This window comes from Candidatus Methanoperedens sp. BLZ2, from assembly GCF_002487355.1.
GTDB lineage: Archaea > Halobacteriota > Methanosarcinia > Methanosarcinales > Methanoperedenaceae > Methanoperedens.
This window is the reverse complement of record NZ_NTMG01000050.1, coordinates 1-10,414: the sequence shown is the minus strand read 5'-3', so window position 1 is coordinate 10,414 and position 10,414 is coordinate 1. Positions and strand designations below refer to the sequence as shown.

Annotated in this window: 17 protein-coding genes; all 17 read left to right on the top strand. The window is 40.4% G+C overall.

The window, feature by feature from the left end; genetic code table 11:
* Positions 1 to 232, top strand: a 232-nt coding sequence (locus CL181_RS09005; protein WP_176505130.1) for a cytochrome c-type biogenesis protein CcmH, incomplete at its 5' end; no start/stop codon positions are given.
* The gene (locus tag CL181_RS09000; protein WP_097298978.1) at positions 225 to 1,871 is read left to right on the top strand and encodes a collagen binding domain-containing protein; all 1,647 of its coding nucleotides are present in this window, start codon (positions 225 to 227) and stop codon (positions 1,869 to 1,871) included. The genes CL181_RS09005 and CL181_RS09000, both read left to right, overlap by 8 nt.
* Positions 1,872 to 1,891: 20 nt before the next feature.
* On the top strand, positions 1,892 to 2,359 hold the full coding sequence (locus CL181_RS08995; protein WP_176505129.1) for a cytochrome c-type biogenesis protein CcmH: 468 nt from the start codon (positions 1,892 to 1,894) through the stop codon (positions 2,357 to 2,359).
* The gene (locus tag CL181_RS08990; protein WP_097298976.1) at positions 2,356 to 3,240 is read left to right on the top strand and encodes a hypothetical protein; all 885 of its coding nucleotides are present in this window, start codon (positions 2,356 to 2,358) and stop codon (positions 3,238 to 3,240) included. The genes CL181_RS08995 and CL181_RS08990 overlap by 4 nt, the downstream gene beginning before the upstream one ends.
* Positions 3,241 to 3,258: 18 nt before the next feature.
* Positions 3,259 to 3,729, top strand: a complete 471-nt coding sequence (locus CL181_RS08985) for a cupredoxin domain-containing protein (protein ID WP_097298975.1) — start codon at positions 3,259 to 3,261, stop codon at positions 3,727 to 3,729.
* Positions 3,730 to 3,741: 12 nt separating this feature from the next.
* Positions 3,742 to 4,437 carry a cytochrome c biogenesis CcdA family protein gene (locus CL181_RS08980; RefSeq protein ID WP_097298974.1) on the top strand — a complete coding sequence of 232 codons (696 nt, stop codon included), beginning with the start codon at positions 3,742 to 3,744 and terminating at the stop codon, positions 4,435 to 4,437.
* 13 nt (positions 4,438 to 4,450) lie between these two features.
* Positions 4,451 to 4,933 carry a PCYCGC motif-containing (lipo)protein gene (locus tag CL181_RS08975; protein WP_176505128.1) on the top strand — a complete coding sequence of 161 codons (483 nt, stop codon included), beginning with the start codon at positions 4,451 to 4,453 and terminating at the stop codon, positions 4,931 to 4,933.
* A 78-nt stretch (positions 4,934 to 5,011) separates the two neighbouring features.
* Complete coding sequence (locus CL181_RS08970) at positions 5,012 to 5,203, top strand: YHS domain-containing protein (RefSeq protein ID WP_097298980.1); 192 nt, start codon at positions 5,012 to 5,014, stop codon at positions 5,201 to 5,203.
* Between the two features lie 32 nt (positions 5,204 to 5,235).
* Positions 5,236 to 5,499 carry a DUF2933 domain-containing protein gene (locus tag CL181_RS08965; protein ID WP_097298972.1) on the top strand — a complete coding sequence of 88 codons (264 nt, stop codon included), beginning with the start codon at positions 5,236 to 5,238 and terminating at the stop codon, positions 5,497 to 5,499.
* Entirely contained in the window at positions 5,496 to 5,918 is a 423-nt protein-coding gene (locus CL181_RS08960) for a hypothetical protein (protein ID WP_097298971.1), read from the top strand. Before CL181_RS08965 ends, CL181_RS08960 begins: the two co-directional genes overlap by 4 nt.
* 4 nt (positions 5,919 to 5,922) lie before the next feature.
* Positions 5,923 to 6,414 (top strand): hypothetical protein, encoded by a 492-nt coding sequence (locus tag CL181_RS08955; protein WP_097298970.1) that lies wholly within the window; start codon positions 5,923 to 5,925, stop codon positions 6,412 to 6,414.
* 8 nt (positions 6,415 to 6,422) lie between these two features.
* Positions 6,423 to 7,013: a hypothetical protein gene (locus CL181_RS08950; RefSeq protein WP_097298969.1), complete on the top strand. Its 591-nt coding sequence runs from the start codon at positions 6,423 to 6,425 to the stop codon at positions 7,011 to 7,013.
* Between the two features lie 7 nt (positions 7,014 to 7,020).
* Entirely contained in the window at positions 7,021 to 7,548 is a 528-nt protein-coding gene (locus CL181_RS08945) for a hypothetical protein (protein WP_097298968.1), read from the top strand.
* Between the two features lies 1 nt (position 7,549).
* Positions 7,550 to 8,338: an isoprenylcysteine carboxylmethyltransferase family protein gene (locus tag CL181_RS08940; RefSeq protein ID WP_217993132.1), complete on the top strand. Its 789-nt coding sequence runs from the start codon at positions 7,550 to 7,552 to the stop codon at positions 8,336 to 8,338.
* Positions 8,266 to 9,141 (top strand): archaeosortase A, encoded by an 876-nt coding sequence (artA, locus tag CL181_RS08935; RefSeq protein ID WP_097298967.1) that lies wholly within the window; start codon positions 8,266 to 8,268, stop codon positions 9,139 to 9,141. The genes CL181_RS08940 and artA overlap by 73 nt, the downstream gene beginning before the upstream one ends.
* A 3-nt stretch (positions 9,142 to 9,144) precedes the next feature.
* Positions 9,145 to 9,438 (top strand): MoaD/ThiS family protein, encoded by a 294-nt coding sequence (locus tag CL181_RS08930; RefSeq protein ID WP_097298966.1) that lies wholly within the window; start codon positions 9,145 to 9,147, stop codon positions 9,436 to 9,438.
* 8 nt (positions 9,439 to 9,446) lie between these two features.
* The gene (locus CL181_RS08925) at positions 9,447 to 10,283 is read left to right on the top strand and encodes a DUF63 family protein (protein WP_097298965.1); all 837 of its coding nucleotides are present in this window, start codon (positions 9,447 to 9,449) and stop codon (positions 10,281 to 10,283) included.
* The last annotated feature ends 131 nt before the right edge of the window (positions 10,284 to 10,414 follow it).

Here is a 10,414-nt window from a genome sequence, read left to right as displayed (position 1 = left end):
GGGACTTTCTGAGAAAAAGATATATGATAAACTGATGGCAGAATATGGAAAAGGCGTTCTCGCCACGCCGCCAAAAGAAGGGTTTGACTGGATAGTGTGGCTTGCACTGCCTGCTGGCGTCATTGTGGGAGGGGTCGTTGTCTATAAGATCAGCAGGAAGAGAATGGATGAGAACGAGGAATTTGAACTGGAATATGAAAAGTTCTTGCAGGAGAAAGAAAAAAATGAATAAATTATTATCAATTTTTATAATGTTTGTCATTTTCGTAAGTGCAGCATCGGCTGCACAGATAAGCGGAAGTGTTGAATCGACCGGAAATAAACTTCCAGGCCAGGAAGTTGCACTGAGCAGGGTAAACGCCACAGAGAGCGCTGAAACAGGTGTGGTATATACCTACATGCCTCTTTCAAATCTAATAACGGATAAAGACGGAAATTATACATTTGCTGACATTAATGATGGCATGTACAGGGTAAATGTGACATATAATGGAACAATATATGGAGAGAATCTCAGACTTCAGGGAAAAGCTGTTGTGAATTTCAATCTGTCCGAAAAGATTGAGGGATATATCATTAAAGCAAACAAAACACTTGAAGGAGTACCGGTACGCCTCATGGATGAAGTCGGGATCGAATTAATGGATACGGCCACCGATAAAAGCGGAAAATATACATTTAATATGGTCAATGCCAGGCAGGGTTACCTGCTGGGTGTGAATTATACTGATGTACCATATACAAAGCATGTCAATGCATCAGAAAAAGTTAATGTCACAGTTTATGATAGCACAAAAGATGGAGATAGCCTGACAGTGAAAATCGACCATATTGTTCTTTCCAGAGCAGCGAACGGGATAAAAGTTGATGAATATGTCGAATTTTTGAATACAGGAGATAAAGTTTTTTTCAGTAAAGACCGGGCATATGTCGGCATCTCAACTCCGGAAGGTATAACAAGATTCCAGACCGATGCTATGGAATGCTGTCTCCAAAGGGAAAAAGATTCAGCATGGATAGACCCGATGAATCCTATTTTACCTGGTGATACATATAGTGTACAGATATCATACGTTTTTAATCCGGAATCAACAAAAGATATATTCTTTAAAGGTATGATCTACAATACTTCATATATCACTCTGCTTTCGGATAAGAAAAATGGTTTCGGGATTGAAAGCCAATTTGCCAGGAAGGAAATAGTCCAGAATGAAGGGAACGAATTCGAAGTCTTAAGCTTCATGAACGTTCCGAGGGATCAAGGACTGGATATCCGGATAACCGGGTATGTTCCCTCTAAGACAGGAAGCAGCGGGGATTTCAATTATCTTATCCCTGTGGCAGCGGTTATATTGATCGGGGCTGTCTCATATCCATTCCTTAAAAACAAAATTGGCAAAAAGCCAAAAAGGCTCATTATAAAAGCAGTACCTGCAACGAGTAGATCCATCGATGAGATGCAGGAAGCCGTTGATGATATATCACAACCGGATGTTGTTTCAGGGAATGTTCCGGGAAAAGATATCACTGAAATGTCATTTGATGAATTGCTAATTGAAAAGAATGCATCATTTGAATCGATCCTTTCTCTTGAAAATAAATTCAATGCAGGAGAAATTAAGGATAATGAGTATAAGGAACTCAAGAAAGTACATAAAGAAAATGCAACGCTTGTCCTGAAACAATTAAAAGAGGCAGCTTTAAACCTTGATCTTGACCAACCTGTGTATGAACTTGAAAAAATGATAGCCCATATAGGCGACATCGATATCCTGGAAAAGCTGCTTGATCGTGAAAAAGAAGGAGAAAACAGGGTAGAATTAAAGGAAATTATTGAACAGAGAATAGATGATATCGAACGCAATGAGTAAATATGTGTGAGAGTGCGCTTATGCTGTCCATACTTCTGATATCAGCGATTGGTCCGGCACTGGCTGATGAAGAAATGACTTCAGACATCATTTGCCCCTGTGAATGCGCCATGGTTATTTCAACATGTGATTGTCCAATTGCAATACAGGTTAAAAAAGAGATTACCCGGATGAAAGATAGTGGTTTTTCAGAAAAACAGATATTTTCAGCGCTTCAGGCAGAATATGGAACGGGGATAATTGCGCATCCTGAGAAAGCGATTTCATCATCATTGATGATAGCAGGTGTATCATTGACAATTTTATTTGTGTTCCTTGGATACATTTTTTCCAAAAAAACGAAAATGGATATTATACCTGATATAAAGAAATATGGACAGCAATTTGAGGAGGAATACAGGAATTTTGTTTCTGGAATTGATGAACCGGATAAGGATAAGGATACAAACCATATTCCTGAGGATATACCAATCCAGGAGGCTAAGTGATAATCGTTACAAGGAAATCCGTTTCTATATTCATAGCTCTATTGTATTTGATAAACTTAGTTTCTGCTGATGTTCATGAGGGCGACAATATAAGTGTGACTCTTGACCACATTTTCATATCGAAAAAGAACAATTCAATTGAGATATCCGAGATCGTCGTATTCAGGAATGAGGGTGAAGATATCCCTTACAGCAAGGATAACCATACTTTCTTTGCGATTTCAACTCCACCGGATATTAAGAATTTAAAAACCGAGGCAATGGAGTGCTGCCTTGTGCAGGATGAAGGAATAGTCTATATGGATCCGATGAAATCCATAAAGCCAGGTGAAAACTTTGAGATGCAGATATCATATACACTCATCACTCTGGATCAAGAATATGTATTCAATAAAAACGCTATATACAATACCTCTTCTGTTTCGATGTTCATTGATAAAAAAAGTGGAATGGACATAGAAGGAATATCTGAGGTTATGACACTTTCAGGAAAAGAATACAAAGTCATCACTTTTAATAATCTCCTGGTTGGGGAGAATATCAGTATTCCTGTAGAATTGACACAGGAATCTGATTATCGATACTCTGGGATCGGATTGTTCATTTTATTATCAGCCGGTTTAATTTATTGTTTTAAGGATAAAATCCCATGGAGAAGAAAAAAAGAGCCCACGATTGAAGAACTTGAGATTGAGAAAAAAAACATTTTCAGAACAATTCATGGATTTGAAAAACACGCAGGACCTGAAAGTTCGGAAGAATACAGGAAATTGATGGAAGAGTACAGGCAGAAAGCCATCCGGATTTTTGTCAAAATAGATAACTTAAAAAATAAAAGCCAATCTGGACTTATTCAAAAGGGGATGAAACAGCCGAAATAGAATGGAACCAGGAGGATTATGTCAAAATTAAAGAAATATGTAGGAATGAAAGGAAAGCAAGAGAAAAAGCTACCATACAGGAGTATTCTGTTCGTGGTTATCGTTATTGCGATTTTTGGAAGCGCGATATATTTGATCATGAGCAAATCAGCGGCTCTGGAACCCGTTGACAAAGATGCCATTAAAATGACCATCTCAATGGCAGGTTTTGAACCTAATACAATCAGGGCAAAGGCAGGGCAGCCTGTCACTATAAACCTTATCAACCCTGATAATTCTCACCATACTGATGGCGGCGGAGTTCATAATTTCTTTCTTTCGGGAGGCCTGGCGAGCGTGATGCCAAACCTGAATATCACAGTTTTACCTGAAAGCCAGAAGGTGTTCACATTCACACCCACAAAACCCGGAGAATACCACTGGTATTGCGATTCATGCTGCGGGGGCAAAGAGAATCCCGGCATGCATGGGATATTGGTAGTTGCTTGAAGGTATAATGAAATGGCGATCGACCCACAAACATTAACACTTCCGCTTGTACTTACTGCAGGCTTAATTGATGGTTTTAACCCTTGTGCTTTTGCAGTCCTGCTGCTTTTTATAACTTTTACAATGGGCATGCTGCAAATGCAGGCAAATTACAGGTATGCGTTAATGAAAGCAGGTTCGATTTATATCAGCGGAATATTTGTAACTTATGTGTTAATTGGTGCGGGAGCTTTGAGCGCCATATCCTTCTTTTCCACAACGCATGCTGTAGGTAAGTCTGCGGCTCTTATTTCCATGGTACTTGGAGTTATAATAATGAAGGATTACTTTATACCGGGCGGATTCGGGCTGGTAATACCGCAGAGTATGCACACCACCATAAACAACTGGATACGGAGAACCTCAGCGCCCGGTGTCTTCGGAGCCGGGGTTCTTGTGGGACTTTGCACAGTACCATGCAGCGGCGGCATATATCTTGCAGTCATAGGATTGTTGTCACTGCAATCAACGCTAACTCAGGGCATATTGTACCTTTTACTCTATAACCTGATGCTTATCGTGCCTCTTGTAGCCGTGCTGCTTGCTTCCTCTAACCGGGCTGTTGTTTATAAAATGACAGCATGGCAGTCAAGGAACAAAACAGGAGTAAAATTGGTAATGGGTTCATTTATGGTAGCTATGGGATTTGTGATACTATTAATAATATAATATGGTGATTAAAATGAAATCAAAATATATTCTCAATACGATTGTGATTTCGGCTGTCCTGATAATCATTTACGCTCTATCCGGCGGTTCGCAAATATTATACAAAACAGTTATTGAAAAACCAGCGTTCGGTGATTCTAATAAACCCTTGAAACCTGAACTTCCTGAGTTCGTCGAGAAAACAGGGCGTGTAGCAGAGGCCTACATTTTTGCAGCCCAGAACCAGGACAAGGTCATGTACCTTGCCTGTTACTGCGGATGCGCAGGCATGCAGCATTCGGATAAGCTCCTTTCGCACAGGAGCCTCAAGGATTGCTACCTGAAACCTGACGGCAGCTATGAACCGCATGCCTCGGAATGCAAGCTGTGTAACGACATAACACTTGAGGCCAGAGACCTCTTGATGACGGGATATTCGCTAAAAGATGTCAGAAAAATAATTGATGATAAGTATTCAGGCAGGGGTGCTGGAACAAATACATCGCTGCCACTTTAAGATACTTACTTTACACTAAACGTAAAGTACAAATATAATAAGAGTCTAATAAGAATTATAAAAGGAGAAATGAAAAATATGCAGACAGACCCAATTTGTAAAATGCAGGTAGATGAAAATACAGCACAGTACAAATCAGAATATAATGGCAAGACTTATTATTTCTGTGCGCCAGGATGTAAGAAAGCATTTGATTCCGAGCCTGAAAAATACACCGGAAGCCGACCTGTGGGTACAGATGAGAAAAAACCCTGGTGGAAGTTCTGGTAATCAATATTTTATAAAAAATTAGAGGTGTATAAATGGAAAGTGATACAGGAAACCAAAAAATAAATGAAGGATTTTTCAGCAAGCACAAACATACATTAATGATGGTGCTTGGCTGTATGATCCCGCTTTTGCTCCTGGGGGTCCTTTGGGTTGCAGGAGTTTCGCAGAATATACTTTCTTTTGGGATACTGTTACTTTGCCCGATAATGCATCTTCTGATGATGAAAAATATGAAACATGGTGTGCAGAACCCTGAAAGCCGGATTGATAAAAACAAAAAAGAGGAACTTACATGAGAGCATCGGGAATTATAATCGTACTTTTTATCTTGATCATAGCAGCGGTCAGCGGGTGTTTATCAGGCAATGAACCCAAAACCGAAACCGCTACTGTAGATAAAACATCTGATCCAGATTCATTAGAGAAGAAAGTAAATTCAGAAGCTGGAGTAACTGTCACTGCTGTGTATCTTGGAAGCAGTGCCTTTGATGTTAAGCTCGATACACACTCCGGATCTCTTGACTATGAGATGGCAGATTTATCATATATCCGCGACAATAAAGGAAATATCATCAAACCAGAATCATGGGACGGAGGCATTGGAGGACATCATTTTGAAGGCATCCTGAAATTCCCGGGATTTGACGATAGCGCAGGTTTTGAACTGGTTATTCAGGATGTTGCAGGAGTAAAAGAAAGAGTCTTAAAATGGTAAGTATATGTCTCTAAAACAAAGAATCAAACTTTATTTAAGAAATCCCTTTGTTTTTGGGGCAAGTATCGGAATCCTTGTAGTACTTTTCAATATCTCGATCGCTTCCCTGGCCGAAGGATCGTTTGAGAAAGGATATGAGGTATTTCTTACCAACGGGATATTTGTATATCTGATCCCTCTTGCGGTCAGTGTGCAAATGGGACTTTTCAGGTACCACAGGAATATTACAACCGGTAATGTAGCAGGAACCGAAAAAATGGGCATGGCAGGTTCAGCCACTTCATCTCTGACTATGGTAGCTTGCTGCCTGCATCATGTAAGTGATCTTTTGCCCTCAATTGGTTTGATCCTTGCAGCATCATCTTTCCTGATCCAGTATAAAGACACCATAATAATTATCGGGCTCCTCGCCAACGTAGCAGGAAGCATTTACATCGCAAGAGCCATCATAAAAGATAGAATAATTATTGCAAATTTAGAAAAATCTGTTTCTTGAGGGAATATATGACGAAAAAAGCTTATATTATCGTTATCATCGTTTTCACACTGATGATGTACTTACTATATCAGCCAGCCATGAAAAGTATTTTCACAGAGAAATTAGGGGACATGACATTAACAAGATTCGATACCGGCGAGGTTGCAGCAAAACAGATATCGAATATGTACGGGATTAAGGAAATACCACTGGAGAAAGCATATTCAGCAGTGTATAGCAGCAACCACGGAACAATGCAGATCTGGGCAGTCGAAGCCCCTGACCATAATATTGCGAACGATGCCTACAATGCAATGAACTCCATGCTTGGAGGTTCATCAGGACATGAAGAACATGAAGGGGATGTGGGTTCCAGCTCCCATAATGAGTACAGTGATCCGGGAATGATGGATGATAACTTCACTAAACCTGAAAAACTGGAATTCATGGAGTTTACAAAGCCAGATGTTTATATGCTTAAAGAGAACAATGCAATGAATTACTATTATTTTAAAATGAATTACAACATGGGAAGGGTCTACTGGATAATTTTTGACTCACCTGATATGAACTATCAGATATCTATGGTGAAAGAGGCTGTAATTAATATCAAATAGGCGGGCAATGAGAAAAAATAAATCCGAAATATACCTTGCAATATTCATAATCGCCGTAATAGCTATTACCTCGTTGCTGTATGTCCAGACTCAATTGAAGAATCCATATGGTATTTTCCCTGAAAAACTGGGAGATATGAGCATTTCTCTCTACAGGGATGGAGATGAAGCCATGACAGAGGTCAAAAATCTTCATCGCGGAGCAGATGTGGAAATAGAGAATGCCTATATAGCGAACTACAGGAGCGCATTTTCGAGTAAAGCTAAATTCTGGGTATCGGAATCTAAGAACAGCGAGGAAGCAGCCTCGCTTCTTGAGGCTATGAACAGCAGGGTGGGAAAAACAGGGATGTTCAGCGAATCCACACCTCTGACTATAGAACGTTTAAAGGTTTATTTTGTGACAGGACAGCCTGAACTTGGCCTGTATCATTACTTCTATGCCAGAGACAGGGAAGTTTTCTGGATACAGGTAGATAACCCGGACGAATCTTACAGGCTCAATTTCGTAAGAGAGGCCATAAAACGGGTTTAAAATGAAAATAAGAAAATTCTCCGGCAACCTGATTTCACTTGGATTTATTGCGCTCATGGCTTTAGCCCTGTTTAAAGGCATATCAGTGCTTCTTGGCTATGAAAACCCCGCGAATATTGAAGGCTCGGGGCATCATGCATTTACGGATTATGCTTACAGCAACTGGGGAGCAACACTTTTTAGTGTTGGGATTTTCTCGGTCTTCGTGCTCAGCTTCCTTACACCGCTGAAGAAGCAGAACTGGCGCACCCTGGGGATATACGAGGCGTTCATAATAGCGCTGTTCTCGGAGATGTACGGCTTCCCGCTTACGATATATGTTCTCTCTTCGCTTTTCGGGCTCAACCTCTCTTTTGGACATGCACAGGGGCATCTCCTCGGGGTGCTTATATCCAGCGCAGGTTTAATGAGTATGGATGCTGCATGGGCGCTGGTAATGGTAACAAGCAGCATGGTAATATTCCTGGGACTATTCCTGATGTCAAAAGGCTGGAGCATGATACATGCAACTTCAGGAGAACTTGTGACAGGAGGCATTTACAGGTATGTCCGGCATCCGCAGTATCTTGGTCTGATAGTATTAACTGTGGGCCTGCTTATCCAGTGGCCGACCATAATAACGCTTTTAATGTGGCCTGTTCTTGTTACAATGTATTACAGGCTGGCAAAAAGAGAAGAAAAAGAAGCAATGGAGGCCTTTGGTGGAAGATATGAAGAATACAGGCGGCAGGTGCCGATGTTTTTACCGTTCCCGATAAGAAGAAATACGGGAAGCCAGGTGATGTTATAGCATTAACTCTCTGGATCTCCCTGGGACTTCTCATCATAGCATCGTTCCTTCCGAAATCCTTTAATTCAAGGTTCATCTTCGGGGGTTCTGGCTGGATATTCCTTTCAATCTACTGGTCAGGGCAGCTTGCGGGTTATATTGACCTTAAGGACTATGTCAATATCATCCTGGTGATCGCCGCGACCGCAGCCTCCCTCTTTATAGCGCATATAACATTCCAGGCGAAAAATAATATCGATAAAAGCGGCTATGAAGTGTTTATTTCATTATCAAGGGCTGCATCTGTTGGAGGTTTGATATATTTCATGTTCGCAGAAGTCGAGTTTTTGAATACCTGGATAATTTCAACTGTCACAGTACAGGGAGTATGGCTTGCAGGGAAATTCGGGTTTCCTGTTGTACAGACAGCATGGAACGAGCTTGCAGTCAATGGTCTTCCTGTTGAAATAATACTTGCCTGTACAGCGATTGAAAGTATAGCCCTGTTCTCAGGCATAATTTCTTCTGCGACTGGTGCGACTACTGCAAGAAAACTCCAGGTATTTATGATCTCAGTGCCTGTGATCTATGTACTGAATATTATAAGGGTCTCATTTACTGCCTCAGCCTATGGATTAAGCTGGTTTGGCACACCTGATGAGAGTTTCCATATTTCAGAGCATATTATAACAAAGGCAGGCTCATTGATTGCTTTAATGTTGATTTCTTATACAGTTCTAAAAATGCTGCCTGAAGTTGCTGATATGATAGATGGTATCTTGAAGATGATGAGAATAGAATTTCGCAGAATTGTTGGGAAGTAAACAATGAAAATAAAAGTGAATTATGATTTTACCCAGCAGGAATTGGTTGGGGATTCAGATGTTTTTGAGGTTGCAGATGCAGCTAAACTCGGGGATCTGCTGCGGTTAATAGATGCCAGGATCATGGAAGCTGGCAAAAATAAAGGTATAGAGACAACTTATAAAACAACCCTGGCTGGCGATCAGTTGAATGCTTGCATGGTTTTTATAAATACTTGCGCACCGGAAAATATTATGGAACATGAATTACATGATGGGGATAATGTTGAATTTGTTTATGGGTTTTGCGGAGGATAGTTATAACTATGAGCTTGATCGATTTCATAAACCGGAATTTTATTGAAGGTATCGTAAATGATACCAGTTATAATCATTTTGACATGATCACTTATGTCATTATTTTGTTCGCGGGTGTACTTGCTATTACGAAACTGCTGAATAAATTGAGAATAAAGGTCGATGAAGAATTTGTCATAGCCACGATCCCTTTTATTTTTATGGGTTCGGTGTACCGTGTGATAGAGGATGCGGATATTTTAAAACCGCCAGTGAAATATTTTTTCATCACGCCGCTGATTTTCTTTGTGATCTTTGCAATATGTTTCGGGACTCTTCTCGTTGCGAGATATCTTGAAAAGCGGAAGAAAATAAAAAATTATATTCATACTTATGCTATTACCGGCCTTATATTATCGTTAGCAGGAGTTGTGATCTTAATATTTAATACCTCTTCAACCTGGAATCCGGGTATCCTGGTCTATGCTCTTGTGCCAGCCATAGCTTTGACAGAAATTGTAAAAAAAATATCTCCCGTGATCGGCATGACCTATCTTAGAAGCCGGATGTATTCATTTGCGATCTTTTCATTTTTGCTTGATTCGTTTACAACATACATAGGTGTAGACCTGCTGGGTTACACGAATAAGCATCCGTTCAGTTCATTCCTGACCTCAATTGTTGGTACAGGGGCTGTATTGATTCCTTTGTCCCTGGTCCTGGTCATGTTGATAATCCTTATGCTTGAAAAAGATTCCACCAGAGAAAAGAACACGGATGAAAAGTATATGCTGACTTTGACGTTGATAGTTCTTGGTTTTTCAATGGGGGCACGGAATTTGCTGGCAATGGTATTTGGAGTTTAGCAGGAAACCTAATTGAAAATAAATTCAGTAAGGATAATCAACCACAGAGGACGCAGAGATCACAGAGTTGTAATAACTCTGTCGAGTAGAACTCATAGCCCACCTTTTGTTGAGGTAATAGCCCCAAGGTT